Source organism: Stenotrophomonas nematodicola, assembly GCF_009467805.1.
Lineage (GTDB): Bacteria > Pseudomonadota > Gammaproteobacteria > Xanthomonadales > Xanthomonadaceae > Stenotrophomonas > Stenotrophomonas nematodicola.
The window spans coordinates 328,126-354,809 of record NZ_WIAY01000001.1 but is presented as its reverse complement, the minus strand read 5'-3'; the positions used below and the strand labels follow the sequence as shown (position 1 = coordinate 354,809).

At 67.7% G+C, this 26,684-nt stretch carries 26 protein-coding genes; 11 read left to right on the top strand and 15 right to left on the bottom strand.

All coding sequences use genetic code 11. The annotated features are described in order from the left end of the window. Positions 1 to 90 precede the first annotated feature (90 nt). Genes hflD through GDJ08_RS01510 form a run of 4 tightly spaced genes read right to left on the bottom strand, consistent with a single transcriptional unit; the run spans position 91 to position 2,765 of the window. Positions 91 to 705, bottom strand: coding sequence for a high frequency lysogenization protein HflD (gene hflD / locus GDJ08_RS01525; RefSeq protein ID WP_017354424.1), 615 nt, complete (start codon positions 703 to 705; stop codon positions 91 to 93). After that, complete coding sequence (mnmA, locus tag GDJ08_RS01520) at positions 702 to 1,841, bottom strand: tRNA 2-thiouridine(34) synthase MnmA (RefSeq protein ID WP_017354423.1); 1,140 nt, start codon at positions 1,839 to 1,841, stop codon at positions 702 to 704. The genes hflD and mnmA overlap by 4 nt, the downstream gene beginning before the upstream one ends. Further along, on the bottom strand, positions 1,838 to 2,299 hold the full coding sequence (locus GDJ08_RS01515; RefSeq protein ID WP_153164149.1) for an NUDIX hydrolase: 462 nt from the start codon (positions 2,297 to 2,299) through the stop codon (positions 1,838 to 1,840). The genes mnmA and GDJ08_RS01515 overlap by 4 nt, the downstream gene beginning before the upstream one ends. A gap of 1 nt (position 2,300) precedes the next feature. Next, positions 2,301 to 2,765, bottom strand: coding sequence for a hypothetical protein (locus GDJ08_RS01510; protein ID WP_017354421.1), 465 nt, complete (start codon positions 2,763 to 2,765; stop codon positions 2,301 to 2,303). 95 nt (positions 2,766 to 2,860) lie between these two features. Here GDJ08_RS01510 and clpS point away from each other — a divergent pair, with 95 nt between their 5' ends. After that, entirely contained in the window at positions 2,861 to 3,193 is a 333-nt protein-coding gene (gene clpS, locus GDJ08_RS01505; protein WP_017354420.1) for an ATP-dependent Clp protease adapter ClpS, read from the top strand. Positions 3,194 to 3,208: 15 nt separating this feature from the next. Here clpS and GDJ08_RS01500 read toward each other — a convergent pair whose 3' ends face one another. Next, positions 3,209 to 4,024 (bottom strand): aminoglycoside phosphotransferase family protein, encoded by an 816-nt coding sequence (locus tag GDJ08_RS01500; RefSeq protein WP_153164599.1) that lies wholly within the window; start codon positions 4,022 to 4,024, stop codon positions 3,209 to 3,211. Between the two features lie 129 nt (positions 4,025 to 4,153). On the opposite strand from GDJ08_RS01500, the gene clpA reads away from it, so the two are divergent. Continuing rightward, positions 4,154 to 6,436: an ATP-dependent Clp protease ATP-binding subunit ClpA gene (gene clpA / locus GDJ08_RS01495; protein ID WP_017354418.1), complete on the top strand. Its 2,283-nt coding sequence runs from the start codon at positions 4,154 to 4,156 to the stop codon at positions 6,434 to 6,436. A gap of 86 nt (positions 6,437 to 6,522) precedes the next feature. Here the strand turns inward: clpA and GDJ08_RS01490 are convergent, their stop codons facing one another. The 5 genes from GDJ08_RS01490 to trxB form a co-directional block, all read right to left on the bottom strand. After that, entirely contained in the window at positions 6,523 to 6,888 is a 366-nt protein-coding gene (locus tag GDJ08_RS01490) for a hypothetical protein (protein WP_017354417.1), read from the bottom strand. A 218-nt stretch (positions 6,889 to 7,106) separates the two neighbouring features. Further along, positions 7,107 to 7,325, bottom strand: coding sequence for a translation initiation factor IF-1 (gene infA / locus GDJ08_RS01485; protein ID WP_005409596.1), 219 nt, complete (start codon positions 7,323 to 7,325; stop codon positions 7,107 to 7,109). Between the two features lie 158 nt (positions 7,326 to 7,483). Continuing rightward, on the bottom strand, positions 7,484 to 8,218 hold the full coding sequence (gene aat / locus GDJ08_RS01480; RefSeq protein WP_153164147.1) for a leucyl/phenylalanyl-tRNA--protein transferase: 735 nt from the start codon (positions 8,216 to 8,218) through the stop codon (positions 7,484 to 7,486). Next, positions 8,215 to 9,342: a GNAT family N-acetyltransferase gene (locus GDJ08_RS01475; RefSeq protein ID WP_153164145.1), complete on the bottom strand. Its 1,128-nt coding sequence runs from the start codon at positions 9,340 to 9,342 to the stop codon at positions 8,215 to 8,217. Before GDJ08_RS01475 ends, aat begins: the two co-directional genes overlap by 4 nt. A 79-nt stretch (positions 9,343 to 9,421) precedes the next feature. Continuing rightward, complete coding sequence (gene trxB, locus GDJ08_RS01470) at positions 9,422 to 10,393, bottom strand: thioredoxin-disulfide reductase (RefSeq protein ID WP_153164144.1); 972 nt, start codon at positions 10,391 to 10,393, stop codon at positions 9,422 to 9,424. A 268-nt stretch (positions 10,394 to 10,661) separates the two neighbouring features. On the opposite strand from trxB, the gene GDJ08_RS01465 reads away from it, so the two are divergent. Together GDJ08_RS01465 and GDJ08_RS01460 are read left to right on the top strand one after the other, a co-directional pair. After that, positions 10,662 to 13,022, top strand: a complete 2,361-nt coding sequence (locus GDJ08_RS01465; RefSeq protein ID WP_136004111.1) for a DNA translocase FtsK — start codon at positions 10,662 to 10,664, stop codon at positions 13,020 to 13,022. 43 nt (positions 13,023 to 13,065) lie between these two features. After that, positions 13,066 to 14,997, top strand: coding sequence for a DUF3857 domain-containing protein (locus GDJ08_RS01460; RefSeq protein ID WP_229296421.1), 1,932 nt, complete (start codon positions 13,066 to 13,068; stop codon positions 14,995 to 14,997). 8 nt (positions 14,998 to 15,005) lie between these two features. On the opposite strand, the gene GDJ08_RS01455 is transcribed toward GDJ08_RS01460, so the two are convergent. Next, positions 15,006 to 15,248 carry a hypothetical protein gene (locus GDJ08_RS01455; protein WP_153164142.1) on the bottom strand — a complete coding sequence of 81 codons (243 nt, stop codon included), beginning with the start codon at positions 15,246 to 15,248 and terminating at the stop codon, positions 15,006 to 15,008. 282 nt (positions 15,249 to 15,530) lie between these two features. Between GDJ08_RS01455 and lolA the strand changes: the two genes are divergently transcribed. From lolA to GDJ08_RS01435, 4 genes are all read left to right on the top strand, one after another. Then, entirely contained in the window at positions 15,531 to 16,169 is a 639-nt protein-coding gene (lolA, locus tag GDJ08_RS01450; RefSeq protein ID WP_153164140.1) for an outer membrane lipoprotein periplasmic chaperone LolA, read from the top strand. A gap of 112 nt (positions 16,170 to 16,281) precedes the next feature. Beyond that, positions 16,282 to 17,565 carry a replication-associated recombination protein A gene (locus tag GDJ08_RS01445; protein WP_229296463.1) on the top strand — a complete coding sequence of 428 codons (1,284 nt, stop codon included), beginning with the start codon at positions 16,282 to 16,284 and terminating at the stop codon, positions 17,563 to 17,565. After that, positions 17,562 to 17,960, top strand: coding sequence for a fluoride efflux transporter CrcB (gene crcB / locus GDJ08_RS01440; protein WP_153164137.1), 399 nt, complete (start codon positions 17,562 to 17,564; stop codon positions 17,958 to 17,960). The genes GDJ08_RS01445 and crcB overlap by 4 nt, the downstream gene beginning before the upstream one ends. A gap of 91 nt (positions 17,961 to 18,051) precedes the next feature. Next, complete coding sequence (locus GDJ08_RS01435) at positions 18,052 to 18,324, top strand: hypothetical protein (protein ID WP_038688374.1); 273 nt, start codon at positions 18,052 to 18,054, stop codon at positions 18,322 to 18,324. Here GDJ08_RS01435 and GDJ08_RS01430 read toward each other — a convergent pair. The 4 genes from GDJ08_RS01430 to GDJ08_RS01415 form a co-directional block, all read right to left on the bottom strand. Continuing rightward, positions 18,269 to 20,617 carry an ATP-binding protein gene (locus tag GDJ08_RS01430; RefSeq protein WP_165699750.1) on the bottom strand — a complete coding sequence of 783 codons (2,349 nt, stop codon included), beginning with the start codon at positions 20,615 to 20,617 and terminating at the stop codon, positions 18,269 to 18,271. The genes GDJ08_RS01435 and GDJ08_RS01430 overlap by 56 nt on opposite strands. Before the next feature lie 8 nt (positions 20,618 to 20,625). Continuing rightward, complete coding sequence (locus tag GDJ08_RS01425) at positions 20,626 to 21,252, bottom strand: response regulator (RefSeq protein ID WP_153164133.1); 627 nt, start codon at positions 21,250 to 21,252, stop codon at positions 20,626 to 20,628. 210 nt (positions 21,253 to 21,462) lie between these two features. Beyond that, positions 21,463 to 22,344 carry a LysR family transcriptional regulator gene (locus GDJ08_RS01420; RefSeq protein WP_153164131.1) on the bottom strand — a complete coding sequence of 294 codons (882 nt, stop codon included), beginning with the start codon at positions 22,342 to 22,344 and terminating at the stop codon, positions 21,463 to 21,465. Positions 22,345 to 22,414: 70 nt separating this feature from the next. Beyond that, the gene (locus tag GDJ08_RS01415; RefSeq protein ID WP_153164130.1) at positions 22,415 to 23,395 is read right to left on the bottom strand and encodes a helix-turn-helix transcriptional regulator; all 981 of its coding nucleotides are present in this window, start codon (positions 23,393 to 23,395) and stop codon (positions 22,415 to 22,417) included. Positions 23,396 to 23,513: 118 nt separating this feature from the next. Between GDJ08_RS01415 and GDJ08_RS01410 the strand changes: the two genes are divergently transcribed. The 3 genes from GDJ08_RS01410 to GDJ08_RS01400 all read left to right on the top strand — a co-directional run bounded on the left by GDJ08_RS01410 (position 23,514) and on the right by GDJ08_RS01400 (position 26,645). Further along, positions 23,514 to 24,119: a glutathione S-transferase family protein gene (locus tag GDJ08_RS01410; protein WP_136004125.1), complete on the top strand. Its 606-nt coding sequence runs from the start codon at positions 23,514 to 23,516 to the stop codon at positions 24,117 to 24,119. A 98-nt stretch (positions 24,120 to 24,217) separates the two neighbouring features. Next, positions 24,218 to 25,666, top strand: coding sequence for an amidohydrolase family protein (locus GDJ08_RS01405; protein ID WP_136004127.1), 1,449 nt, complete (start codon positions 24,218 to 24,220; stop codon positions 25,664 to 25,666). A 232-nt stretch (positions 25,667 to 25,898) separates the two neighbouring features. Beyond that, positions 25,899 to 26,645 carry a CS1 fimbrial subunit B flags: Precursor gene (locus tag GDJ08_RS01400; protein ID WP_206147281.1) on the top strand — a complete coding sequence of 249 codons (747 nt, stop codon included), beginning with the start codon at positions 25,899 to 25,901 and terminating at the stop codon, positions 26,643 to 26,645. Positions 26,646 to 26,684: the final 39 nt, after the last annotated feature.

The window sequence follows — 26,684 nt, the reverse complement described above, 5'->3', positions numbered from 1 at the left end:
GTTCTCGGGAAGTGCACGGAGAATGTATCGGCCGTACCCCCGTTTGCTTTAGCCGTCACACGCACATTCATCGATGTGACTGCGCTGTCCTCAGCGCAGCTGCCGGTCCACCGCCTCGATCATCGCCTTGCGCGAGAACAGGAAGTCCCAGTACTGGCCGCCGGTCTGGCGCCACAGGACCGCCGATCGCACGGCCGCCAGCAGCAGTGCGCGGATCTCCGCCACCACGCCGGCCTGGCCGAGGTAGTGCGGATTGCCCTGGACCATCACCCGTGGTTTCAGGTTGCTGATCGTGTCGGCATACACCCCGCCCAGCGTGGCCAGCACATCCGGGTGGGCGCTGTCGCCCAGCGACACGGCCTGGGCCTGGGCGCGTTCGATGCCGGCGCTGACCTTCTCGACCACCTCGTGCTCACGCACGAACCGGCGTTCCAGCTGCAGCACCGCCAGCGCCAGTCGGGGCAGCATCTCGTCCTGGCCCTGGCTGCGCAGGTAGTTGTGCAGCAGGCGCAGGCCGGGAGCGACGTTGGCCGCGCTCCCGTAGATCTCCTGGGGACTGTCGGCATCAATGCGGAACACGCTGTCCACCGCCGTGCGGACCACAGCCGCTTCGGAGTGGCCGGTTTCGGCGATGCGGCGCACCTGCTGCAGGGCCTGGGCAATGCCGGCCAGTGCGAGAACGCGGTCGTCGATGGAAAAACTCATGCAGCAGATACCTCGAAAGGAGAAGGGGTGGTGCGCAGGCGCTGCTCCAGCGGCGCGTCGGTGGCGGCAATCACCGCGCCACCCAGGCAGACCTCATCGTCATACAACACCAGTGATTGACCGGGGGTGACGGCGCGCTGCGGGCGCACGAAACGCACCTCCACGGTGCCGTCGTCGCGCACCTGCACCGTGCACGGCTCGTCCGGCTGGCGGTAGCGGGTCTGCGCGGTGCAGTCGAACCGGCGGGCGGGCGGGGCGCCGGCAATCCAGTGCGCCACCTCCGAGTGCAGGCGGGTGGACTGCTGCCACGGGCTGTCGCGGTCCTGGTCCACATACAGCACATTGCTGGCCACATCCTTGCCGACCACATACCACGGCGCGGCCGGGCGGCCGCGCACGCCGCCGATGTTCAGGCCTTCGCGCTGGCCCAGGGTGAAATAGAAGACGCCGGGATGCTCGGCGATGACCACGCCGTCCGGGTCGCGGATCTCGCCCGTGCGGGCGGGCAGATAGCGGCCCAGGAACTCGCGGAAGTCGCGCTCGCCGATGAAGCAGATCCCGGTGGAGTCCTTCTTGGCGTGCGTGGGCAGGCGCGCGTCGCGGGCGATCCGGCGCAGGTCGTTCTTCTGCAGGTCGCCGATCGGGAACAGCGTGGCGGCCAGCTGTTCCTGTCCCAGCTGGTGCAGGAAGTAGCTCTGGTCCTTGCTGCGGTCGGCGCCGCGCAGCAGCGCCCAGCGTCCGCCCTGCCGGGCAATCCGCGCGTAGTGCCCGGTGGCGATGCGCTCGGCGCCCAGTTCGCGTGCCGCGTCCAGGAAGTGCTTGAACTTCACCTCGCGGTTGCACAGCACGTCCGGGTTGGGGGTACGTCCGGCCGCGTACTCGGCGAGGAAGTGCTCGAACACGCCCTGCCAGTACTCGCTGGAGAAGTCGCGGAAGTGGAACGGGATGCCGAGCAGGCCGCAGACGGCCACCGCATCGCGGCGGTCGTCCTCGGCGCGGCAGTCGCCGCTGCCGTCGTCGGCCCAGTTCTGCATGAACAGGCCGGCCACCGGCTCCCCCTGCTGCACCAGCCGCCACGCGGCCACGGACGAATCCACGCCGCCGGAGACCCCGACCATGATCCGCGGTGCGCTCATGCGGTCACCTTCACGAGCGACAGCGGATGGCGCTGTCCGCCGAGGTAGTCGGCCACGACCTCCCACACCAGTGGGCTGCGCAGCCGCGCCGGGTCGGCGCGCAGCGCGTCCGGGGACAGCCACAGGGCACGCTCGATGCCGGTGTCCAGCGGACGGGCCGGGTCATGGGCGAGGGGCTCGGCGGCGAAGGCGAACCGCACGAAGGGCGTGCCATCCGGCGCGGTCCACTGGTAGGCCCCGACGAAGTGGGTCAGGTGTACCTGCCAGCCGGTCTCCTCCAGGGTCTCGCGGACCGCCGCCTCGGCCAGCGACTCGCCGGGCTCCAGGTGGCCGGCGGGCTGGTTGAGCACGGCCCGCCCGTCGATCCGCTCTTCCACCAGCAGCAGGTGCCCGTCGCGGACCACGATCGTGGCCACGGTGACGTGGGGCGCCCAGCGGGGGACCGGCACGGCAGTCACCTCAGTAGTCGTCCTTCTTGGTGAGCTCTTTTTCCATCGCATCGGCGGTGCGGATCGCCGCGTCGATGGCGTCGCTCAAGGCATCGGAGGAGGCGTTGGCGTCGACCTTGACCACGAACATGGCGAGCTCGCCCTGCTTGACCCAGCCGCCCAGCTTGGCGTCCTGGGAATCCTCAAGCAGGCGGTTGGCCACGGCGGCCGGGAACTGCTTGCCCGGAGAGGTGTAGCCCGGCGACCAGATCTCGCGGATCTTGTGGCTGCCGAACTCCTCGACCGCCGAGCGCACGTAGACCAGCTGGCTGCGGCCGTCCTCGACATCGAAGACCAGCTTGTAGTCGCCGTCCTCGTCAACCTCGTAGGTGTACTCCAGCGTATCCAGGGTGGCGCCGACAACCTTGTCGGGGTCGGCTGCGTGGGCACCGAAGGTGGCGGCGGTCAGCAACAGCGCGGCTGCAATCCTTTTCATGAAAGTCCTGTGAAAGCGGGTGTGGGAAGGTGCAGATTGTGAAGGGCCACGGGGGGCAACGTCCAATCCTGCAGGCAGGGCCCTATAATGGCCAGATGCCACGAGAGCCTTCCCACGACCCCCACCACGACCACGGCGTACTGCTGGAGCCTGCGCGCCCGGAAGTCGCACCGCCGCCGTTCTACCAGGTCATGCTGTTGAACGACGACTACACACCGATGGATTTCGTGGTGACGGTACTGCAGCATTTCTTCGCGATGGACCTGGACAAGGCCACCCAGGTGATGCTGCACGTCCATACCCGGGGTCGCGGGGTATGCGGGGTGTTCACCCGCGAGGTGGCCGAGTCCAAGGTCGCCCAGGTCAATGAATTCTCGCGCATGAACCAGCATCCGCTGCTGTGCACGATGGAAAAGACCGGCGCCTGAGCCACCGGCCCGTGCTCAGGCCTGCGCCAGCCGCTGCAGCGCCAGGTCCGCGACCGCCAGATCCACCGCCGCGTCGTCGCCATCGGCCAGGAACCATACCGCCGACAGGCCAGCGCTGGCAGCGATCCAGGCCAGCAGGCGGCGCCGCTCGATCCCGGCGAGGACGCAGACCTGGCTGACCCGGGCGTCGAATATCTCCGGCCGGGTGGCCACGTGGATGTCCGGCCCGCACAGGTCCGGGTTGCAGAACAGCACGGTGTAGTCGAAGGCGCGATCGCCCAGCAGCCGTTTGGGGTCGATCGCCAGCCAGCCGCGCGCACCGCCATCCAGCACATTGTCATGGTGCAGATCGCCATGCAGGGGCCGTTGCTCGATCTGGCTGGCCAGCAGATGGATCGCGAGTGATCTGCACTGTTCCAGCAATGGCGACAGTGGCAGGGTCGGCGCCAGCAGATCGGCGAACCAGGCCTGCAGTGTCACCAGCCCGGGTGGCGGTGCGCCGCGCGGGCGATGCAGCCGGGCCAGCACGTCGCACAGGCGCGCCGTTGCCGCCGCGTCCTGCCCGTGCCGGGCCATCTCCCTCAGCGAGGTGCCGGGTACGGCGCGCTCCATCAGCAGCGCCTCGTCCTGCCATGCCAGTACCCGTACCGCACCGTCGCCGTCCCACCAGCGCAGCAGCCGGTGGCCGTTCTGTTCCTCTGGACACGTGCTCATTTTCAACATTGCCGGCATTCCGTCGGGGAGGCGGACCGGCCACACGCGGGCATGCGGGGTGGTGATGACGTCGCCATCACGTGCAAGCTGCCATTTCGTGAGCTGAAGTTCGGGCATCATGGGTCTCGCAGGCAGAGAAGGGCGATCGGTGGAGTGCTAACGCCGTCTGAACGCACCGATCCGCTAGGGTGATGGAAATCGTGAAGGTTGGCCGCATATTGTTCCCAACTGCCGCCGGAGTTGATCATGTTCAGTAAAGACCTCGAACACACCATCGGACAGTGCTACAAGCGCGCCCGTGAGGCCCGGCATGAGTTCATGACGGTGGAACACCTGCTTTTGGCACTGCTCGACAATCCTTCCGCCCAGGCCGTGCTCAAGGCCTGCGGCGCCGATGCCGAGCGCCTGCGCCAGGAGCTTGAGCAGGCCATCGAGGCCTCTGTCTCGCGCCTGGCCGAAGACGATGGGCGCGATACCCAGCCTACCCTTGGCTTCCAGCGCGTGCTGCAACGCGCGGTGTACCACGTGCAGTCCTCGGGCAAGAAGGAGGTCACCGGCGCCAACGTGCTGGTCGCCATCTTCGGCGAGAAGGACTCCCACGCGGTCTACTACCTCAACCAGCAGGACGTCACCCGGCTGGATATCGTCAACTACCTCTCCCACGGCATCGCCAAGCTGGGCGAGGAGGGCGAGGTGCCGCCGTCGGCCGATGGCGAGGGCCGGGCTGAAGGGGGCGAGGGCGAAAGCAAGGGCGATGCCCTGGCCGAGTTCGCCAGCAACCTCAACGAGCAGGCCCGCAGTGGCAAGATCGACCCGCTGGTCGGCCGTGCCGACGAGATCGAGCGCACCATCCAGGTCCTGTGCCGCCGCCGCAAGAACAACCCGCTCTACGTGGGCGAGGCCGGCGTGGGCAAGACCGCGATCGCTGAAGGCCTGGCCAAGCGCATCGTGGAAGGCTCGGTGCCCGACGTGCTGGCCGATGCCGTCATCTACTCGCTCGACCTGGGCGCGCTGGTGGCCGGCACCAAGTACCGCGGCGATTTCGAGAAGCGCCTGAAGGGCGTGCTGACCGCGATGAAGAAGCTCCCCAACGCGGTGCTGTTCATCGACGAGATCCACACCATCATCGGTGCCGGTTCGGCGTCGGGCGGCACGATGGATGCCTCCAACCTGATCAAGCCGGCGCTGGCGTCGGGCGAGCTGCGCTGCATCGGCTCGACCACCTTCCAGGAGTACCGCGGCATCTTCGAGAAGGATCGCGCCCTGGCGCGCCGCTTCCAGAAGATCGATATCGTCGAGCCCACCGTCGGTGAAACCTACGAGATCCTGCAGGGCCTCAAGCCCAAGTACGAGGCGCACCACGGCGTGACCTACGCCGACGATGCACTGCAGGCGGCGGTGGACCTGTCGGTCAAGCACATCGGCGACCGGCTGCTGCCGGACAAGGCCATCGACGTGATCGACGAAGCCGGCGCCCGCCAGCGCCTGATGCCCGAGGGGCAGCGCAAGGAGCTGATCGACATCGAGGAGATCGAGACGATCATCGCCAAGATGGCGCGCATCCCGGCCAAGCAGGTCAGTGCTACCGACAAGGATGTGCTGCAGCACTTGGAGCGCAACCTGAAGATGGTGATTTTCGGGCAGGACCCGGCCATCGAGTCGCTGGCCTCGGCCATCAAGCTGGCCCGTTCGGGCCTGGGCAATCCGGAAAAGCCGATCGGCAACTTCCTGTTTGCCGGCCCGACCGGCGTCGGCAAGACCGAGGTGACCAAGCAGCTGGCGCTGCAGCTGGGCATCGAGCTGGTGCGCTTTGACATGAGCGAGTACATGGAGCCGCATTCGATCAGCCGCCTGATCGGCGCTCCTCCGGGCTATGTCGGCTTCGACCAGGGCGGCCTGCTCACCGAAAAAATCGTCAAGACTCCACACTGCGTGCTGCTGCTGGACGAGGTGGAGAAGGCTCACCCGGACATCTTCAACATCCTGCTGCAGGTCATGGATCGCGGCGTGCTCACCGATACCAACGGACGCGAAGCCAACTTCAAGAACGTGGTGCTGGTGATGACCACCAACGCGGGCGCGGCCCAGGCCGCCCGGCGCTCGATCGGCTTCACCCGCCAGGATCACGCCACCGACGCGATGGAGGTCATCCGCAAGAGCTTCACGCCGGAGTTCCGCAACCGCCTGGATGCGGTCGTGCAGTTCCAGCCGCTGGGCTTCGAGCACATCCTGCGTGTGGTGGACAAGTTCCTGATCGAGCTGGAGATGCTGCTGCAGGAGAAGCACGTCAGCCTGTCGGCCACGCCGACCGCGCGCGACTGGCTGGCCCACCACGGCTTCGATCCGCTGATGGGTGCCCGCCCGATGGCACGCGTGATCCAGGACAAGATCAAGCGTCCGCTCGCCGACGAGCTGCTGTTTGGCAAGCTGATCAACGGCGGCAAGGTGAGCATCGACGTGCGCGACGACGAGCTGTTCATCGAAACCCAGGCCGAACCGGAGCGGCGCCTGCCGGCCACGGTGGAGTAAGAGTGGCATGACGACGGCCGTTGGCTGTCGGTGAGGACAGCGAAGCCCCCGCTCTGCGGGGGCTTCTGCTTTTTCGCCAGCCCGCGTCAGCGGCGGTTGCGGGCCTTGCGGGCGTAGCTCTCGGCCGAGATCGGCTCAAGCGAGGCGATCTCGCAGCTCTGGGTGCGGGTCTTGAGCACGCTGCCCGCAGCGCTGCACAGTTGGCCTTCCTGGCCGGGCGTCTCGAAGACAAGCGTGGGGGAGATGGCGGCACTGTCGCAGCTGTTGCGGAAGTGCACCACGAAATGCTGGTCGGCATTGCGCAGCAGGATGCTGCGGCTGGCGCCGGCGCGCACCAGTTGCTGGTCGGCCGACAGGGTGATGCAGTCCGCGGGCGCGGCGGCGGGTTCGGCGGCCTGCGCCGGGGCGATGGCGGCAAGGGCGAGCAGGCAGGTGGCGATCAGGGTCTTCATGGCAGGGGCAGGGGTGGCGGTCCGGACTGGACCGGCTGCCAGCTTCGGCCGTTTCCCGCCAGGGCGAATCTGCAGCAAGGCAGGCTGACCGATGTCAGGGTGCGTACGGTCAGGGTGCCGCATGGCAGGGGTGACGGCCTGAATTGCGCCCACGCAAAAAGGCCAGCTCCTGGCTGGCCTTCTGGCGGGGCTTCTTTAGTGAAGCCGCCCCGAACCGCTTACTTCATGCGGTACGTGATGCGACCCTTGGTCAGGTCGTAGGGCGTCATTTCGACCTTGACACGGTCGCCCGTCAGGATGCGGATGTAGTTCTTGCGCATGCGGCCGGAGATGTGGGCGATGATTTCATGCCCATTTTCCAGGCGGACGCGGAAAGTGGTGTTCGGCAGCGTCTCGCTGACGGTGCCTTCGAACTCGATGGAGTCGTCTTTCGACATGTAGTCCTGTGCAGTTCTGTAAACGGCCGAGCTGGCCTTAAGAGCGGGCATTTTACGCGCTCTTCCCCCTGGATGCAAAGTTTGTGTTAATCGCGCCGCCCCGGCAGTGCCGGCGCCTCGCCGGCTCCTGGCAAATGCCAGGCACCCTGGCGACAGCGTTACACCAGTGAAGACGCTGCCAGCACCCCAAAGCGTTCGGTCCAGCACCCGGGGGGCTCTGGAACAGTCACCTGTCTGCGCACCACTTCCAGGAACCGCGCGCGCGGCCAATGCTCGGCGCCCATGCGCAGCAGATGATCGTTCTCCACCTGCGCGTCGATCAGTGGCCAGCCCCACAGGGCCAGTTGCCGGGCGAGTGCGGCCAGAGCCACCTTGGAGCCGCCGCTGGCTGCACTGAACATGCTTTCGCCAAAGAACATCCGGCCGATCGCAACCCCGTAGATGCCACCGACCAGGCGGTCGCCGGCGAACACCTCGACCGAATGCGCATGGCCCAGCCGGTGCAGGGCCACGTAGGCCTCCTGCATGGATGGCGTGATCCAGGTGCCGTCCTGCCCCGGGCGTGGGCTGGCTGCGCAGGCCGCGATCACGTCGGCAAAGCAGGTGTCGGCACGCACCACCCAGCCGCTGCCGCGCGCGCTGCGGCGGAACCGGCTGGACAGGTGCACGCCATCGGTGCGGAACACCATGCGCGGGTCCGGCGACCACCACAACAGGGGCTGCCCGTCGGAGAACCACGGAAACACACCGCTGGCATAGGCATTGAGCAGGCGCACCGGGTGCAGGTCGCCGCCGATGGCCAGCAGGCCATCCGGCTCACGCAGCGCGGTCTCGGCCGGCGGGAAAGGGGCATCAGGGCGCGGGTCCAGCTGCCAGGGCAGGCGTCGGCTCATGCGTCCGGCGCCTTGAATGGGCTGTGTGCGACCAGCGTGCGTGCATAACGATCGACCTCGGCGCGCTCGTGCGCGCACCAGTCGGCCAACGCCGCGGCGAAGGCCGGCTCGGCGATCCAGTGGTGGCTGTAGACGCGCCGGGGCAGAAAGCCGCGCGCGAGCTTGTGCTCGCCCTGCGCGCCGGGCTCGAACCGGGCCACGCCTTCGCGCAGGCAGTACTCGATGCCCTGGTAGTAGCAGGTTTCAAAATGCAGGCCGGGCAGGGTGGCACCGCCCCAGTAGCGGCCATACAGCGTGTCCGCGCCGCGCAGGCACAGGGCGCCGGCAATGGGCGTCCCGTCGTGCAGGGCCAGGAAGATGACCAGGTGGCGTGGCATCGTCCGGGCCAGGTGACGCAGGAACGGCAGCGTCAGCGCCGGGGAGTTGCCGTACTCGGCGAAGGTCTGCAGATAGAAGCCATGCATGGCCTGCAGGTCGTCTTCGCTCGCCTCGTCGCCGTGCACGATCCGATACGTGACGCCACGGCGGGCCAGCCTGGCGCGTTCCTGGCGGATGTTCTTGCGGTGTTTGTGGTCCATTGCCGCGAGGAACTCCTCGAAGCAGTGCCAGTGGCCAGGGTTGTGCCACTGGAACTGGATGTCCTCACGGCGCATCCAGTCAGCGCCGAACACGGCGTTTTCCGCATCGGGATGGAAATTGAGATGCGCCGAGGACCAGCCCCTGCGCCCCACCTCGACGGTCAGCGCCGCCAGCAGGGCGGCGCGATGTGCATCGTCATGCGCCAGCAGGCGCGGCCCGGTCACCGGCGAGTACGGCACCGCACCAAGCCACTTGGGGAAGTAATCGCGGCCGTACTGCGCGTAGGCATGCGCCCAGGCATGGTCGAACACGAACTCGCCGTGCGAATTGTCCTTGAGGTAGCCGGGGATGGCCGCCACCAGGGAGTCGCCCTCCCACAAGGTGAAATGGCGCGGACGCCAGCCCCATTCCGGGCGCAGGCAGCCGTGCGCCTCCAGGCCGTGCAGGAACGCGTGGGACACGAACGGGTTCCGCCCATCGTGCAGTGCGTCCCAGGCGGCCGGGGAGACATCGGACAGGCGGTGCAGGAAGCGGGGGGCGGGCATGGTCAGAGGATAGGGTACAAAAAAGGCCGACGGAGGTTCCGTCGGCCTCGTGGGGTGGCCCGGGATGCGGCGTTGCCGATCAGGTCAGGTCGCCCTTCGCATCCAGGTAGCGCTCTGCGTCCAGCGCGGCCATGCAGCCGAACCCGGCCGAGGTGATCGCCTGGCGGTAGTGCTGGTCGGCGACGTCGCCTGCGGCGAACACGCCTTCCACCGAGGTCTGCGTGGCGTTGCCACCCAGGCCCGACCGGATGTCGAGGTAGCCGTTGTTCATGCTCAGCTGGCCCTCGAACAGGCTCGTGTTGGGATGGTGGCCGATCGCCACGAAGAAGCCGTGCGCCTCGATGTCGCGGGTGCTGCCGTCCAGCGTGGACTTCACGCGCACGCCGGTGACGCCGGCATCATTGCCCAGCACTTCGTCGACCTGGTGGTGCCACACGGTCTCGATCTTGCCGGCGGCAACCTTGGCAAACAGCTTGTCCTGCATGATCTTCTCCGCCTTGAGGGTGTCGCGGCGGTGGACCAGGTAGACCTTGCGGGCGATGTTGGACAGGTACAGCGCCTCTTCGACGGCTGTGTTGCCGCCGCCGACCACGACCACATCCTGGTCACGGTAGAAGAAGCCGTCGCAGGTGGCGCAGGCCGACACGCCGCGGCCCTTGAACGCCTCTTCGCTGGCAATGCCCAGGTACTTGGCGGTGGCGCCGGTGGCGATGATCAGCGCATCGCAGGTGTACTCGGCGCTGTCGCCGATCAGCCTGAACGGACGCTGGGACAGGTCGGCGGTATGGATGTGGTCGAAGATCACCTCGGTTTCGAAGCGCTCGGCATGTGCCTGCATGCGCGCCATCAGGTCCGGACCCATCAGGCCATGCGCGTCGCCCGGCCAGTTGTCCACTTCCGTGGTGGTCATCAGCTGGCCACCCTGCTGCAGGCCGGTGATGACCACCGGCTTGAGGTTGGCGCGGGCAGCGTAGACGGCGGCCGTCCAGCCGGCGGGGCCGGAGCCGAGGATGACGAGCTTCTGGTGGCGGGAGGGCGTGGAATTGCTCATGTAGACTCGCGTTGAGGTGATGGGACGGTACGCGGGCGATGATTGCCTAGCGTCCGTGGCACGCCATAGAGTGGCGGCAGGGGCGGGGCGATTCAAGGCGGCCGATGGAACGGCGCGGGCCAGGGGAGGTGTCCTCCTTGCCCTGCGCCGGGGATTTGACGGTCTGGAGGCCGCTCTACGGTGCCGACCCTGGATCTGCACCTATCGACAGGGCGGTGAGTCGTTTATTATCAAGCACTAACAGTGCATTCCCAAGGTCTGGTCTAAGGTGGCGAAACAGGTCCCGGAACGATCCAAGTCTCCCGACAACAAGGCGCCGTCGCGCAAGGCCGCGAGCGCGGACAATCCGCGCCGGCAGCGGTTGTGGCGGGATCTTGGCGTGATCGCCGTGGCGCCGGCGCTGCTGTATCTGGTGGCCAGTCTGTTTACCTATTCGGCCACCGATCCCGGCTGGTCGCATACCGGCAGCGTGGTCGCGCCGGTGCACAACATGGGCGGCCGGGTGGGCGCCTGGGTGGCCGATGTGCTGCTGCAGTTGTTCGGTTACATCGCGTTCGTGCTGCCGGTGGTGCTGGGCGCGCTGGCGTGGATCGCCATGTTCGGGCTCAAGCGCGAAGGCAAGGGCGAGCACGACCTGGACCCGGCGCTGCGCCTGATCGGTCTGGTCGGTTTCCTGATCGCCGGCACCGGTTTCATGCACCTGCGGCTGTACAACCAGGTGGATGTGGCCAGCGCCGGCGGCATTCTCGGCAAGCTGGTCGGCACCTCGCTGACCGTTGGGTTCGGCGAACTGGGCGCGAACCTGTTCGTGCTGGTGCTGCTGCTGGCCTCGATCACCCTGGCCACCGGCCTGTCGTGGTTCACGGTGATGGAGAAGATCGGCCGGGCCGTGCTGGCGCTGCCGCCGCTGCTCAACCGCAAAAAAGAGCAGGCCAGCGAATGGCAGCAGACCCGTGCGCTGCGCGAGGAGCGCCAGGAAGTGCGCAAGGTCGATGCCGAGGTGCGCGCCAAGCGTGAGCCGGTCAAGATCGAGCCGCGTCCCGAGCCGGTGCTGGAGAAGAGCGACCGCGCCAAACGCGAAACCCAGATCCCGATGTTCCGCGGCGTCAACGGCGATGGGTCGGACGTGCCCCCGCTGGCGCTGCTGGACGATCCCAAGCCGCAGCCCAAGGGCTATGACGAGGAAACGCTGGAAACCCTGTCGCGCCAGATCGAGTTCAAGCTCAAGGACTTCCGCATCGAGGCCCAGGTGGTCGGCGCCTATCCGGGGCCGGTGATCACGCGCTTCGAGATCGAGCCCGCGCCGGGCATCAAGGTCAGCCAGATCAGCTCGCTGGACAAGGACATCGCGCGCGGCCTGTCGGTGAAGTCGGTGCGTGTGGTCGATGTGATTCCGGGCAAGTCGGTGGTGGGGCTGGAAATCCCCAATGTCACCCGCGAAATGATCTATCTGTCCGAGTTGCTGCGCTCCAAGGAGTACGACAAGTCGGCCAGCGTGCTGACCCTGGCGCTCGGCAAGGATATCGCCGGCCGCCCGACCGTGGCCGATCTGGCGCGCATGCCCCACCTGCTGGTCGCCGGTACCACCGGCTCGGGCAAGTCGGTGGCGGTGAACGCGATGGTGCTGAGCCTGCTGTACAAGGCGTCGCCGAAAGACCTGCGGATGCTGATGATCGACCCGAAGATGCTCGAACTGAGCGTCTACCAGGGCATTCCGCACCTGCTGGCGCCGGTGGTGACCGACATGAAGGAGGCCGCCAACGGCCTGCGCTGGTGCGTGGCCGAGATGGAGCGCCGCTACAAGCTGATGAGCGCGGTGGGCGTGCGCAACCTGGCCGGCTTCAACAAGAAGGTCAAGGATGCGCAGGACGCCGGGCAGCCGCTGATGGACCCGCTGTTCAAGCCCAACCCGGAGCTGGGCGAAGCGCCGCGCCCGCTGGAGACGCTGCCGTTCATCGTGATCTTCATCGACGAATTCGCCGACATGATGATGATTGTCGGCAAGAAGGTCGAAGAGCTGATCGCGCGCCTGGCGCAGAAGGCCCGTGCGGCCGGCATCCACCTGATCCTGGCGACCCAGCGCCCGTCGGTGGACGTCATCACCGGCCTGATCAAGGCCAACATCCCGACCCGCATCGGTTTCCAGGTCAGCTCGAAGATCGATTCGCGCACCATCCTGGACCAGTCCGGCGCCGAAACCCTGCTCGGCCACGGCGACATGCTGTACCTGCCGCCGGGCACGGCATTGCCGGACCGTGTCCACGGCGCCTTCGTCTCCGACGAGGAAGTGCATCGCGTGGTGGAGCACCTCAAGGCCAGCGGTCCGGCCGACTACATCAGCGGCGTGCTCGACGAAGTGCAGATGATGGGCGATGGCGTGGTGGTGGGCCCCGGCGGCCTGCCCGAGGCCAGTGGCGGTGCCGGCGACGAGTCCGACCCGCTGTACGACGAGGCCTTGCGGATCGTGACCGAAACGCGCCGCGCCTCGATCTCCGGCGTGCAGCGGCGACTGAAGATCGGCTACAACCGGGCCGCACGCCTGATCGAGGCGATGGAAGCGGCTGGTGTGGTCAGCCCGCCCGAACACAATGGCGATCGCAGCGTGCTGGCGCCGCCCCCTCCGAAGTAACCGCAGCACGGCGGCGGCCCGGTGGCCGCGAAAGGATGTCGTCATGACGAGCATGTCGTGGGCAGCGCTGGGCCTGCTGGTGACGCTGTCGTTCCCGGCCGCGGCCGACGCGACGCCGGCCGCCGGGGCGCCCGTTGCCGGCCAGGATGCCGAGGCAACCACCAGCTTCAGCTTCGTGCGGTACCGCGCCGATTACGAGGTGCGTGCCGACGCCGGCAGCACCCAGACCGAGGCGTACGAGATCCTGCTCAAGACCAAGGCCGCGGTCGAGCAGTTCAGCCAGGTGCGCCTGAGCTACAGCGAAAAGATGGAAACGCTGGACGTGCTGGAGGCCTATACGCTCACCGCTGACGGCCAGCGCCGCGATGTGCCCGCCGACCGCATCTACACCCAGGAAAGCTATTCCAGCGCCGCCGCGGCGATGTACGCCGACCGCAAAGTGCGGGTGGTGGTGTTCCCCAACCTGGCGCCCGGCACGCGCGTGGTCTACCGCACCCGGCGTGTGCAGAATACGCCGTACTTCCCGGGTTATTTCGGCCTGTGGGAGACGTTCAGCGTGTTTGCCCAGTACGACGATGCCCGGGTCACGCTCACGGCACCGGCCGCCCTGCCGATGCAGGTGCGCCAGCTGGGCGTGCAGGGCAGCCAGGCGCCGGTCGTCCGCGATGGCGTCGCGCGCTGGGAGTGGCGTTACCAGCGTGCCGAGGCGCTGCAGGCGCAGAACTGGTCGGCGGCCGCGTGGGAGTTCAGTCCCACCATCATGGCCAGCACCTACCAGGAGTGGGCGCAGGTGGGGCGGGCCTACCAGATGAAAAGTGGTGAGGCGGCGGCGGTCACCCCGGGCATCCAAGCGCTGGCCGACCAGCTCACCGCCGGCATCGACGACCGGCGTGAGCAGGCGGCCACCCTCTACCGCTGGGTGGCGCAGAACATCCGCTACGTCGCCGTGTACCTGGGCAACGGCGGGCTGGAGCCGAACCCGGCGCAGAGCATCCTCGACAACCATTACGGCGACTGCAAGGACCACGTGGTGATCCTGGAGGCGCTGCTGGCCGCGCGCGGCATCGACAGCACGCCGGTGCTGATCGGCGCCGGCGGAGGGCCCAGCCTGCCGGAGATTCCGTTGCTCGGCCGCTTCAACCACGCCATCACTTACGTGCCCGAATTCGACCTGTACCTCGACTCGACCACGCCCTACGCGCGTTTCGGCCAGTTGCCGGAGGGGGACCTGGGGGCGCCGGTGCTGCACACCCGCCAAGCGGTACTGGCGCGCACGCCGGACAACGACGCGCGCCGCAATGGCCTGGCGATGTCGGTGGCGTTCCAGTTCGACCGCCACGGAAACCTGGTCGGGCAGACGCAGCAGGTGCCCGGCGAGGTGGCCGAAATTGCCATGCGCGGCTCGTTCGCGCGGCTCAACGCGCAGAACCGCACGCGGGTGGAGGAATCGATCATGGCGGCATCCGGCTTCGACGGCAGCGGGTCGCTGACCCTGCTGGGCGATCCGCAGGACCTGGCCCGGCCGTTCAACTACCGCTACGACTTCAAGGCCGAGGACTACGTGGACTTCAGTGTGGTCGGCGGCATGAAACTCCCCGATGCCCCAGGTGGCGAATCGTTCCGCGACCTGTATGCCAATACCTCTGCGGCGCAGAATGCAACGCCGTTCTACTGCAACGACAGCCTGCGCGAGGAGACCTACCGGCTGGTGTTCCCGGACGGCGTGCCGATCGTGGCGATCCCGCGCAGCCAGCAGTTCGGCAATGCAGCGGGGGAGTACCAGGTGGACTGGTCGCGCGAGGGCCAGGTCATCCGTGTGCACCACCGCCTGCACCAGCGCGCGGTGCGCGGTGCCGACGCGCTCTGCCAGCCGGCGGACTATCCGGCGTTCCGCGCGCTGTACCAGCAGGTGCGGCGCGGCTTCCGCGGCCAGGTGGTGTATGGCGACCTGGGGACGGTGCAGGCCTCGCCCTGAGAGCCGGCTCAGGCGTCGGTGCCGGTCGTGCGCTGCAGCGTGGCGACATTGAGCTGATCGGCGATGCGGGCCATGCACTGGTCCAGCGCATGGCGGTAGAGCGCGGGTTCGGCGGGATCGGCGCGCGCCAGCATCTCGATCGCGATCTCCTCCCACGCCGCGCGGATGATGTGAATGTCGGGGCAGCCGGCCAGCAGCAGGCGCAACGCGTGGTCCAGGCCGGCGATGTGTCCCCGGAGGGCGTGGAGCATCTGCTCCTGGGCGTCAAGTCGATCGAGGATGCTCTGCACTGCGTGGGGGGCTGGCGTCTGTGGGCGTGCGGCTGCGCGGGTAAAGCGCGGCGGGGAGAGCAGGGTGCCGCGACATCACGCGGTGGGCCATGCAATATGTTGCGTTGCAGCAAAGCGCGTCAGGGCGGTGGCGCGCGGAGACGAGACGTCACTGCCGGCGCAGCGCATAATGACCGCCTGATCGCCCATTCAGGATGGAATGGGCACACTGGCCCCAACCCATTCACACGTCCGGATACCCGCATGCATACCACGCTCCGTCGCTACCTCGTCGCCGCCACCCTGGTCTGCGCCAGCGTAGGCTCGGCCACTGCATGGGCAGGTGCCCGCGACGACCTCAACCGGTTCACCCAAGGCCTGAAGGGGCTGGATGGCCAGTTCAGCCAGCAGGTGTTCGACAGCAGGGGCAAGGTCAAGGAAACCACCAGTGGCCGCGTGGCGCTGTCGGCTCCGCGCCTGTTCCGCTGGGAGTACATCAAGCCGCACGAACAGCTGATCGTGGCCGATGGCAAGAAGGTATGGGTCTACGAGCCGGACCTGGAACAGGCGACGGTGCGTGCGCAGGGCCAGGAAGAGCAGAACAGCCCGCTGACCGCGCTGATCAATCCGGCGCTGCTGGACCGCCAGTACGACGTCAGCGAGGAAGCGGTCGCACGCGATGGCCTTCAGTGGCTGTCGCTGACCCCCAAGCGTGAAACCGACACCGCCTTCCAGTACGCCGCGCTCGGCTTCAACACCCAGGGCCTGGCACGGATGGAAGTGGTCGACGCGGTGGGGCAGCGGACGGTGATCACCTTCAGCGGCTGGAAGCGCAACCCGGGCTTTGCCGCCGGCACCTTCAGCTTCACGCCAGCCAAGGGTACCGACGTCATCGGCGAGTGAGGGTCTCTGGCCTGCCACGGTAGAATGGGGCGTGGCCAGAAACCGAACGACATTCAATGGACCCGATCTGCTGACCGTGGATCGGGACACGCTGCGTCCGCTCGCCGAGCGGATGCGCCCCCAGACACTGGACGAAATGGTCGGGCAGAAGCGGCTGCTCGCGCCTGGCAGCGCGCTGCGCCGGGCTGTCGAGTCCGGTCACGTGCACTCGATGATTCTGTGGGGGCCGCCGGGATGCGGCAAAACCACGCTGGCGCTGCTGCTGGCGCACTATGCCGACGCCGAGTTCCGGGCGATCTCAGCGGTGCTGTCCGGGCTGCCGGAGGTACGTCAGGTGCTGGCGGAGGCCGCGCAGCGGTTCGCCGACGGCCGTCGCACCGTGCTCTTCGTCGACGAGGTGCACCGCTTCAACAAGGCCCAGCAGGACGCGTTCCTGCCGCACATCGAACGCGGCACCATCGTGTTCGTGGGCGCCACCACTGAAAACCCCTCGTTCGAACTGAACTCGGCGCTGCTCTCGCGGTGCCGCGTGCATGTGCTTGAGGCGGTGTCGCCGGGCGACATCGTCGACGCGCTCGAGCGCGCCCTGCGCGACGATCGGCGCGGCCTCGGTGGCGAGGCCGTGGACGTATCGCCCGACGCCCTGCTGGAGATTGCCACGGCCGCCGACGGCGATGTCCGCCGCGCACTCACTCTGCTGGAAATCGCGGCCGAACTGGCGGTCGGCGACGACGGGCGGATCACGCCGGAGATGCTGCTGCAGGTGCTGGCCGACCGCACGCGGCGCTTTGACAAAGGCGGTGAGCAGTTCTACGACCAGATCTCGGCACTCCACAAGTCCGTGCGCAGCTCCAACCCGGATGCGGCCCTGTACTGGCTGACGCGCATGCTGGACGGTGGCTGCGATCCGTCCTACCTGGCGCGCCGCCTGACCCGCATGGCGATCGAGGACATCGGCCTGGCCGACCCACGTGCGCAGTCGATGGCGCTGGAGGCCTGGGATATCTACGAGCGCCTGGGCAGTCCGGAAGGGGAGCTGGCCTTCGCGCAGCTGGTGCTGTACCTGGCCAGCACCGCCAAGTCGAACGCCGGCTACGCCGCCTTCAACCGTGCCCGGCAGGACGTCCGGGAATCCGGCACCCAGGAAGTACCCCTGCACCTGCGCAACGCGCCGACCAAGCTGATGAAGGAACTGGGCTACGGCAAGACCTACCAGTACGACCACGACGCCGAGGGCGGTATCGCGCTGGACCAGACCGGGTTCCCCGACGCGATGGGCGAACGGGTGTACTACGAGCCGGTACCGCGCGGGCTGGAGATCAAACTCAAGGATAAGCTCGACCGCCTGCGCGCCGCGCGTGCCGAGGCGCGCGCCGCCAGGGAGGCGGGGCAATGAGTGGCATGTCCGTGTGGTGGCAGCAGCTTGGGCTGGTGATGGCGGGCGGCGCTCTCGGCGCCGCACTGCGCTTCATGCTCGGCGATGCGCTGCTGAGGCAGTTTGGTGCCGGCTTTCCGTGGGGCACGCTGACGGTCAACCTGGTGGGTGCATTCGTGGCCGGCTACGTCATGATCTGGCTGCAGAGCCGCGGCAGTGCGGCGCTGTACTGGCGCGCGTTCCTGATCGTGGGCATGGTCGGCGGGCTGACCACGTTTTCCTCGATGATGCTGGAAAGTCTGGTTTTCGTCCGCGCCGACCGCAGTCCGATGGTGCCGCTGTACCTCGGCATCAGCCTGGCCGGCGGCATGCTGCTGGTGTGGGCGGGCGCGCGCGTGGCCGAGACATGGCGTTGACGGCGGCGGGATGAAAAAAAGCGCGCGAAACGCTGGATTAAAGTGATGTCTCACGATATCGTGCGCGCCCCCGTTCGCATCCTCGTCCGTCATGCGCGATGAACAAGACCCCGGCACCCTGGAGCTGATGCTGCCGCGCAAGCGCGGCCGTCCGCCCACGTTCGGCTACGCCATGACCGATGCCCAGCGTGCGGCACGCTACCGCGCGCGCCGCGCCGGCCAGGCCGATCACGCGGATGTGCGCAGCTGCAGCGACATGGTTCTGCTCGACAAGATCCGCGCAGCGATCAGCAGCAAGGACCCGGAACTCACGGGGTTTCTGGTACATGTGCTGTGGCAGCGGTACCCGCTGCAGCTGAAGTGATCGCGCCGTCCGCGAGCGCGGCGATGCGCGGCTGCAGATAGCTGCACAGGCGCGCCGACTCGGCCCACAACGCCGGGTCGTCCGCATCCAGCTCATGCAGGTCGTTGGCGACATCGGCCAGATCGGGATGCCCCAGAATGCGCAGCACGCCCGCCAGCCGGTGGGCGCGGTAGCGAAGAAGCGGCAGCGTACCTGTTTCCACCGCCTGGGCCAGTGACGCCGCATCCTCCTCCATCGACGCGGCATAACGCGCCAGCAGCTGGGTCTGCGGGTGCAGGCATGCGGCCGCGGGATTGTCGCTGTCGGCCAACTGCAGCGCCGCCAGCAGGTCGGCGGTATGCAGTGGCTTGCACAGCACGGCGTCCATCCCGGCATCCTCGCAGCGTGTGGTGTGGCGGGAGGAGCGCGCAGCCGAGAAGGCCACGATCCGGCACGGCGCACGATCCAGGCGACGCTCGATCTCGCGCATGGTGGTGGCGACGTGGTACCCGCTGAGGTCGGCCAGGCCACAATCGAGCAGGACCGCAGCGAACGGGGTGACCGCGAACGCGGCCAACGCAGCCGTGCCTTCGCCCACCGAGGTGACGCGGGCGCCGAGCGCCGCCAGCTGCTCGGCCACGACCGCGCGGTTGATGGCGTGGTCTTCCACCAGCAGCAGTGTGCGCATCGAAAGCGGCAGCGACAGGTCCGGTCCCGGGGTGGCTTCGAGGGCGTCGCTGGCCAGCGACACCGGCAGGACGACGTCGAAGCGACTGCCCTGGCCTGGCTCGCTGTGGGCGAGGATTTCGCCGCCGAGCGCGCGGGCGAGGTCGCGGCAGATCGACAGGCCCAGGCCGGAGCCGCCGCTGGTCAGTGCATCCGAATCGTGCGCCTGGGTGAATGCCTCGAATACGCGGGGCAGCCGGTCCGGCGCGATGCCGATGCCGGTGTCGCTCACACTCAGCCGCAGTTGCATGCCGGTGGTTGGCGACTGCAGTGCCAGGCTCACCACGATCCGGCCCTGATGGGTGAACTTGAGGGCATTGCCGAGGAGGTTGTTCAGGAGCTGGCGAAGGCTGTCGGCGTCCAGCTTCAGCGTGGGCAGGGGATCGGGCTTCACATTCAATGTGAGGATCAACCCCTTCTTCTCGGCGAGCGGGCGCACCGACATCACGCACTGCCGGGCCAGCGCCTGCGCGTCATGATTGCCGAGGGACGGCTGGAATCGCCCGCTGCGCATGCGCGAATAGTCCAGGGCATGCCCCAGCAGGCTGCGCAGGCCGGCGCCTGCGGCGTGGGCGGCATCCACCAGTTGCCGCTGCGTCTGGTCCAGCCGCGACTGCCCCAGCAGGTCGATCGTGCTGACCAGTGCCTGGCTGGCGTTGCGCACTTCGTGGCTCATCACGCCGATGAAGCGTGCCTGGCGGCGTTGCGAGCGCAGCGCGGCACGCTGGGTGACATGCAGCCACAGGGTGGCCGCAGCGAGGAGCAGGACCGCGCAGACGATGCTGATCAGCGCCCAACGGAAATGATGCAGTACCGCCGTCGAGGTCGGCGGCATCATGTGCGTGGCCTGCGACCAGTGATGCAGCAGTCCGGTGTGCTGTTCGAGGGTGATGGCGGCCATTGCCACCTCGATGCGTCGCTTGATGTCCCTGTTGCGGTCGTGCATCAGCAGGTACAGGCTCGCCGGCACCGTATCGGGCAGAAGCTCCAGCGTCATGCTGCCGGCGTAGTCGCGGCGCACGATCGGATGGGTGGTTGCGTCCAGGCCCATGCTCGCATCCACGGCGCCGGCCTCCACCGCCGCCAGCGTTGCGCGCAGGTCGGGTAGCGGAACCCGTTGGACAGCGGGGTGGTGCCGTCGCAGCCATGCTTCGTGCCGGCCGCCTTTGACCACGCTGATCCGCTGTGTGGTCATCGCTTCCAGCGACGCAGGCACGGTGGTTCCGCGCCGGACGGCCAGCACCGCGCGTCCACGGTAGTACGGGGTGGACAACAGCAGGCCGCTGCACGGGTGCTCGTCGAGCGGGCCCACCAGGAGCATCACATCGGTCGTCCCGTCGCAGATGGACTGCACGGCGCTGTTGAAATCCGGTTGAGGTCGTTCGATGAAGCGAAGGCCGGTATGGGCTGCCACCAGTTGTGCATAGCCGTCAGCGAGGTTGGCGTGCCTGGCCGGCGCATCCGGCGCGGACAGGAGGTTGCGCTGCGCCGGGTCCACTGCCACGTTCACCTCGCGCCGGCCGGCGGTGGTGGTCTCGGTCGCATCGCGCGAGCATCCTGCCGCCAGCAGCAGGAGCCAGCAGGCCAATGCCTGTTTCACAGGTTGCCCAGCTGGTGCCGCAGGGTGTACAGGTCGCCATCGCTGCGCAGCCCCAGCTTGCGGAACGCGGCGTGCTTCTGGGTGCTGATGGTCTTGATGCTGCGGTGGCGTTTGAGTGCGATCTCCGACACTGTCATGCCGGTCATGCACAGTTGCAGCACCTCGCGCTCGGCGTTGGACAGGTGGCTCTCGTCGGGGTCGCAGCCATACTCGGGCGGCAGGTAGCTCTCGCCCTGGGTGATCTGCACGATCGCGCGGGCAAGCTCGTCCAGGCGGTCGTTCTTGGTCACTACGCCATTGGCGCCGGCGTGCAGTGCGCTGGTGATGATCACCCGGTTGACGTGCGCCGAGAACACCAGGATGCCGACCCGGGGATGGCGTTGACGGATCTGCCGGACCAGCGCGAGCCCCTCGACATCGGTGGCCGACAGCGCGTAATCCACGATGGCGACATCCACGGGGCGGCTTGCCAGTGTGGTCAGCAGTGCGTTGCTGTGTCCGTGGCTGCCGACGACGTCGAAGCGCCAGTCGTTGGACAGATGGATGCGGGTGCCGTGGCGGACGACGTCGTGATCGTCCAGCAGGGCGATCTTGAGTGTGGCGTCGGCAGGGTGTCCGTTCATGCGATCAGGATGTCGTTGGACAAGGGGGTCGCGCGATCTGGGAGGTGACACATTCTCCCTTTTCCGCCCGATCCCCGAGACGCCCGATAGCGACTTTAGGACGATTCCTATGTGCTAAAGGAGGTGTCCGTCACTGTCCAAGTGCTTGCGCCTTGTGCAGGAAGCACTTCGTATCCGCACCCATCGGGACGATGCAGATGCGTGATCGCATCAGCGTGACGGGCGTTCCAGCAGGCGGGCGAGCCGGTCGGCCAGCGCCAGCACCAGCGGGTCGGCGTTGGTCCGGTGCAGCATGGCGATTTCGATGCTGTCCACCGTGCGCAGCCCCTGCCGGGCGCCAAGCGGAGTGTGCTCACGGGTGACCGCGCGGGCCGGCAGCAGGCTGATGCCCATGCCGTCGGCAACCGCGCCCTGGATGCCGCCAAGGCTGGAACTGGTGAAGGCGATGCGCCACCGGCGTCCCAGCGCTTCGATCGCATCGATCAGTTCGTCACGGTACAGGCCGCGCGGCGGAAAGGTCACCAGCGGCACAGGATCCTGCTGGAAGCAGGGGCTGCGCGCACTGTCCACCCAGCGCATCGTCTCGGGCCAGCAGGCGTTCGCGGCGCGGGCGTGCCGGCGCTGCTTGACCAGCACCAGGTCCAGTTCGCCGTGGTCGTAGCCGTTGGCCAGATCCCGGCTCAGGCCGCTGGTCACCTCCAGCTTCACCTGCGGGTGCCGGCGGTTGAAGGCCCCCAGCAGTTGTGTGACGCGGGCGCTGACGAAGTCCTCGGGCACGCCGAGGCGGACGGTGACCGCCACGGTGGCGCCGGCCAGCGCTTCGCGCAGCTGATCGTTGAGGGCCAGCATCTGGCGGGCATGTGCGAGCAGGGTCTGGCCGGCGTCGGTGGGATGAACGTCGCGATTGGCCCGGATCAACAGGGCATGCCCGGCCATGTCTTCCAGGCGACGGATCTTCTGGCTGACGGTTGACTGGGTCGAGTGCAGGCGCGCGGCGGCGGTGGTGAAGCTGCCGCAGTCGGCGACCGTGACCATCGCCCGCAGCAGATCCAGGTCGAACAGCGTTCGATTCGCTTTCGCACTGGCGGACATGGTGGCATCCAACTTCGGCATGGGCCTGCGTTCTAGCATGGGCACCGGCTGGCAGCAAATGGCGGCGCAGCTAGCGGCTGGCGTCTGTTGCGGCGTCCGCGAGACTGCGCGCCACGCGGTCACCCGCCTCGCGCAGACGCTCGCGCAGCGCCGGTGGGCCCACCACCTCGAACTCCAGCTCCAGGGCGAGCAGCCAATACACCACTTCGCCCATCGGGTAGGCCGTGCAGCGCAGCCGGCAGCGCTGCGCATCCACGGCGTCGAGCACGCCGGCCGAGGCGGGAATGCGCTGGCGCATCTCCGCCAGCGGTGCATGCAGGATCACCTCGGCACCGTCGCTGCGGCCGCCGAGCGTCAGCGCACGATCGACAAATCCGCGCAGGTCGCCATCGTCGGGCGGGGGGCGGGGCCGGAAGTGTGCGCCGACCGATGGGGCCGCGGTGATGCGGTCGATGCGGAAGGTGCGCCAGTCGGTGCGGGCGGTATCCCAGGCCACCAGATACCAGCGGCGTTCGGCGTTGACCACGCCGTGCGGTTCGACGCAGCGATGGCTGGCGTCGCCCTTTTTGTCGGCGTAGTCGAAGTGCAGGTGCAGCTGGTCGCGGCAGGCGCCGGCCAGGGTGGCCAGCAGCGCGGCATCCACCACGGGGCCGCGCTGGCCCAGCGGCAGGATCGTCGATCGCAGCGCGTCCAGCCGCCGGCGCAGCCGCGGCGGCATCACCTGTTCCAGTTTGACCAGCGCGGTGATCGCGGTCTGCTCGATGCCACTGATGGTGCCGGTGACGGCGGTGCGCAGTGCCAGTGCTGCCGCCAGCGCCTCTTCGTCATCCAGCAGCACCGGCGGAAGCGCGCGACCGGCACGGAAAGCGTAGCCGCCCGCCACTCCGCTGCTGGCCTGGATCGGGTAGCCGAGTGCGCGCAGGCGGTCGATATCGCGGCGCAGGGTACGCGGGTGCACTGTCATGACCTCGGCGAGGCCGGCGCCGGTCCAATGCGGGCGGGATTGCAGCAGCGCGAGCAGGCGCAGGAGGCGGGCGGAGGTGGTGAGCATGGTGGCAGGGTGCCGCCTATCGAGGACAAAAGCTGTCCGCAATGGTCGCTAGCCTGTGCTGGCGGTGCAAGCCCATCGGCGGCGCACCTTTCCTCCGTTCCTGACCCAGGAGTTCTGCATGTCCCTCGTCTTCTATTGGCACCCCATGTCCAGCGCCACCCCGGTGGCCTGCGCGCTGGCCGAACTGGATGTGCCGCATGACCGTGTGCGCATCGACATCCGCAACGGCGAACAGCGCACCCCGGAGTATCTGGCGATCAATCCCAACGGCAAGGTGCCTTGCCTGGTGGTGGATGGCACCCCGATCTTCGAAGGCCTGGCCATCCATCTGTGGCTCGGCGCGCGATTTGGCGTGGCCAAGGGATTGTGGCCGGCCGAGGACACGCCGGAGCGGCTGCAGGCGATGTCCTGGTGTGCATGGGCCTATGTGACCTACATGGCCGCCATCCACGCGCTGCGGCTGGCGACGATGGACGGCCCCTTGCGCAGTGCCGACCACGCGTCCGTAGCGCTGCATGACGCACGGCAACTGCTCGACATCCTCGACGCGCGCCTGGCAGACAGGCCGTGGATGCTCGGGCAGGCCTATTCGCTGGCGGATCTGGTGGTTGCGCAGGTGGTCGGCTATGGCACGTATGTGGGGGCGGGCGTGGAGGGGCATGCGCATGTGCAGGCCTGGCTGGCGCAGGTTCAGGCGCGCCCGGCGATGCAGGGCGAAGCGTAAGCGCAGTGGCTGGCTGAATATGCAGCAGTGCAAAATTTAACTGGTGAATGGCCTCCCCGGCGCTTTAAGGTGCCGGGGAGTCTTCTTTCCCGGTAGCCATGAACGCCACATTCCGCCTTGCCCTGCCTGTCCTGCTCACGCTGTCCGCCTCGGCCGCCGCGGCCGAACATGCCGACCTGATGATCCAGCACGCCACGATCGTGGACGTCGAACACGGCCGCACGATCCCCGGCCAGAGCGTGGTGGTGCGCGGGGAGGACATCGTGGCGGTCGGTGAAGACCGTGCCATCGCCAGGGAGTGGACGGCGTCGCGCCGCGTCGAGGGCAGGGGACGCTACCTGATTCCCGGCTTGTGGGACATGCACGTGCACTTTGGTGGCGGTCCTGCGCTGATCGAAGAGAACAAGGCGTTGCTGCCGCTGTACATCGCGCACGGCATCACCACCGTGCGCGATGCCTCCGGCGATCTGCCCGGGCAGGTGCTGGCGTGGCGCGGGCAGATCCGTCGCGGGGAGCTGGCGGGACCGCAGTTGTTCACCTCCGGCGCCAAGATCGAGGGCATCAAGCCGGTCTGGAAGGGCACGATCGAGGTAGGCAGCCCGGCCGATCTCGATGCGGCATTCGTGCGGCTCAAGCGCGACCAGGTGGATTTCGTGAAGATCACGGACAGCACGCTCACCCCGGACCTGTTCCTGGCCGCCGTCCGGGGCGCGCGCGCCAACGGACTGCGTGCGTCGGGCCATATCCCGATGGCGCTGACCGTGCAGCAGGCGGTGGATGCCGGGATCAGCTCGATCGAGCACCTCGACTATGCGTACAAGGCGGGCGTGAAGGATGAGGCGGCCATCGCGGCCGACGTTGCCGCCAAGCGCATCGACCGTGCGGAAGCCAACCGCCGGCTCGCGGCCGGATTTGATCGTGACACCGCAATGGCGGCCTATCGCGCTTTCGCCGCCAAGGGCGTGTATGTCACCCCGACACTCAACGGCGGGCGCATTCTCGACTTCCTGGATGAGGACGACCACGCGCACGATCCGTATCTGGCCTACATCGGCCCGAAGCTGCAGGCCACCTATGCCTGGCGCGTGGAGCGTGCGGCCAAGGCGACGCCGGCGCAGATCGAGGCGCGCCATCGGGAGTACCACCAAGTGGCCGCCGTGCTGCCGCTGCTGCAGGAGGCCGGCGTGACGCTCATGGCCGGCACCGATGCCGGCTTCCTCAACTCCTTCAATTATCCGGGCATCGGACTGCACGAGGAACTGGCGCTGTTCGTCAAGGAAGGATTGACGCCGACACAGGCACTCTCTGCCGCCACCCGCGCCGGCCCGGCGTGGTTTGGCAGGCTGGACCGCTACGGCAGCGTGGCCGCAGGCAAGGCCGCCGACCTGGTGCTGCTGGAGCGCAATCCGCTGCAGGACATTTCCGCCACGCGTGCCATCGATTCGGTGGTCCTGCGCGGCCGGATGTACGACCGCGAGGCACTGGATGCGCTGCTCGCCGCAGTGCGTGCCGACGTTGCAGCATGGAAGAAGGACGCCACGCAATAGCCGACGACTGCCACAGCCGCAGGAACGCGCCAACGCCCCGCATTGCGGGGCGTTTCTTTTTCTGGCTGCCTGACGTGAACGCCTTCGCCGGACTTGCAAGTAGTTGCAGTGCGCGTTGAAACAAATTGCATACGCACCCGCCGGGGCGGGGCGTAACGTGGCGCTCCTTGGCAAGGCTGCCGCCGTGCGCCGGCCTGCATCGACTTCTTTCTCTTTCGTGGAGTTTCCACCCATGAAGCGCCTCCTTCTGCTCGCGGCCTCGGCCGTGCTGGCTGCGCCGTCGCTTGCCGGCACGCCGTCGATCAATGTCGGTGCGATGTACGAGTACGCCGCTCCCGGACAGGGTGCGTTGCTCAAGCGCGTACGCAACACCGGCAATGCCACCGCGTTCGTGCGGGTGGAGATTGCTGAGGTGCGCTACGGACCCGATGGCAAGGCAACCGAAGTCCCGGTCGATACCGCGCGCGTGGACGGGCAGGGCAACGCTCTGATTGCCAGCCCGTCGCGTCTGATCGTCCCTGCGCAGGGGCAGCAGGCTACCCGCCTGCTGTTCCAGGGTGATCGCTCCGCCGAACGCTACTACCGGGTGCGCTTCGTTCCGGTGATGCCAAAGCGCGAAGACGAGTTCGCGCTGACCGACGCCGAGGCCGACGACTACCGCAAGGGGTTGCTGGCCGGGGTCAATGTGCTTACCGGATACGGGGTATTCGTGATTGTGCATCCCGATGGCACGACCTACGACACGCGCGTGGATGCCAGCGACGCTCAGACAGTCGTCCGCAATGCCGGCAACACCACCGTGGTGCTTGACGACGTGCGTCAGTGCGGCATTGACGGCAAAGCCGAGTCCTGCTCACCGCCGCGCAGGATCCACCTGCTGCCGCAGCGCGTGGAGACCTTCTCGCACGGTCCCGGTCAGACGCATCGCTTCGAGATCGTCGAGGGGGACGCACGTAAGCGCGTCCTGCTCAACCCGTAGGTTCCGGGAGGAACCATCATCCGCCGTCCGGACGCACCG

Excerpts from the sequence above, each read along its gene's own strand:
- hflD (WP_017354424.1), bottom strand. The coding sequence starts at position 705 with ATGAGTTTTTCCATCGACGACCGCGTTCTCGCACTGGCCGGCATTGCC.
- mnmA (WP_017354423.1), bottom strand. The coding sequence starts at position 1,841 with ATGAGCGCACCGCGGATCATGGTCGGGGTCTCCGGCGGCGTGGATTCG.
- GDJ08_RS01510 (WP_017354421.1), bottom strand. The coding sequence starts at position 2,765 with ATGAAAAGGATTGCAGCCGCGCTGTTGCTGACCGCCGCCACCTTCGGT.
- clpS (WP_017354420.1), top strand. The coding sequence starts at position 2,861 with ATGCCACGAGAGCCTTCCCACGACCCCCACCACGACCACGGCGTACTG.
- GDJ08_RS01500 (WP_153164599.1), bottom strand. The coding sequence starts at position 4,024 with ATGCCCGAACTTCAGCTCACGAAATGGCAGCTTGCACGTGATGGCGAC.
- clpA (WP_017354418.1), top strand. The coding sequence starts at position 4,154 with ATGTTCAGTAAAGACCTCGAACACACCATCGGACAGTGCTACAAGCGC.
- GDJ08_RS01490 (WP_017354417.1), bottom strand. The coding sequence starts at position 6,888 with ATGAAGACCCTGATCGCCACCTGCCTGCTCGCCCTTGCCGCCATCGCC.
- infA (WP_005409596.1), bottom strand. The coding sequence starts at position 7,325 with ATGTCGAAAGACGACTCCATCGAGTTCGAAGGCACCGTCAGCGAGACG.
- aat (WP_153164147.1), bottom strand. The coding sequence starts at position 8,218 with ATGAGCCGACGCCTGCCCTGGCAGCTGGACCCGCGCCCTGATGCCCCT.
- GDJ08_RS01475 (WP_153164145.1), bottom strand. The coding sequence starts at position 9,342 with ATGCCCGCCCCCCGCTTCCTGCACCGCCTGTCCGATGTCTCCCCGGCC.
- trxB (WP_153164144.1), bottom strand. The coding sequence starts at position 10,393 with ATGAGCAATTCCACGCCCTCCCGCCACCAGAAGCTCGTCATCCTCGGC.
- GDJ08_RS01460 (WP_229296421.1), top strand. The coding sequence starts at position 13,066 with ATGACGAGCATGTCGTGGGCAGCGCTGGGCCTGCTGGTGACGCTGTCG.
- GDJ08_RS01455 (WP_153164142.1), bottom strand. The coding sequence starts at position 15,248 with ATGCTCCACGCCCTCCGGGGACACATCGCCGGCCTGGACCACGCGTTG.
- lolA (WP_153164140.1), top strand. The coding sequence starts at position 15,531 with ATGCATACCACGCTCCGTCGCTACCTCGTCGCCGCCACCCTGGTCTGC.
- GDJ08_RS01445 (WP_229296463.1), top strand. The coding sequence starts at position 16,282 with ATGCGCCCCCAGACACTGGACGAAATGGTCGGGCAGAAGCGGCTGCTC.
- crcB (WP_153164137.1), top strand. The coding sequence starts at position 17,562 with ATGAGTGGCATGTCCGTGTGGTGGCAGCAGCTTGGGCTGGTGATGGCG.
- GDJ08_RS01435 (WP_038688374.1), top strand. The coding sequence starts at position 18,052 with ATGCGCGATGAACAAGACCCCGGCACCCTGGAGCTGATGCTGCCGCGC.
- GDJ08_RS01425 (WP_153164133.1), bottom strand. The coding sequence starts at position 21,252 with ATGAACGGACACCCTGCCGACGCCACACTCAAGATCGCCCTGCTGGAC.
- GDJ08_RS01420 (WP_153164131.1), bottom strand. The coding sequence starts at position 22,344 with ATGTCCGCCAGTGCGAAAGCGAATCGAACGCTGTTCGACCTGGATCTG.
- GDJ08_RS01415 (WP_153164130.1), bottom strand. The coding sequence starts at position 23,395 with ATGCTCACCACCTCCGCCCGCCTCCTGCGCCTGCTCGCGCTGCTGCAA.
- GDJ08_RS01410 (WP_136004125.1), top strand. The coding sequence starts at position 23,514 with ATGTCCCTCGTCTTCTATTGGCACCCCATGTCCAGCGCCACCCCGGTG.
- GDJ08_RS01405 (WP_136004127.1), top strand. The coding sequence starts at position 24,218 with ATGAACGCCACATTCCGCCTTGCCCTGCCTGTCCTGCTCACGCTGTCC.
- GDJ08_RS01400 (WP_206147281.1), top strand. The coding sequence starts at position 25,899 with ATGAAGCGCCTCCTTCTGCTCGCGGCCTCGGCCGTGCTGGCTGCGCCG.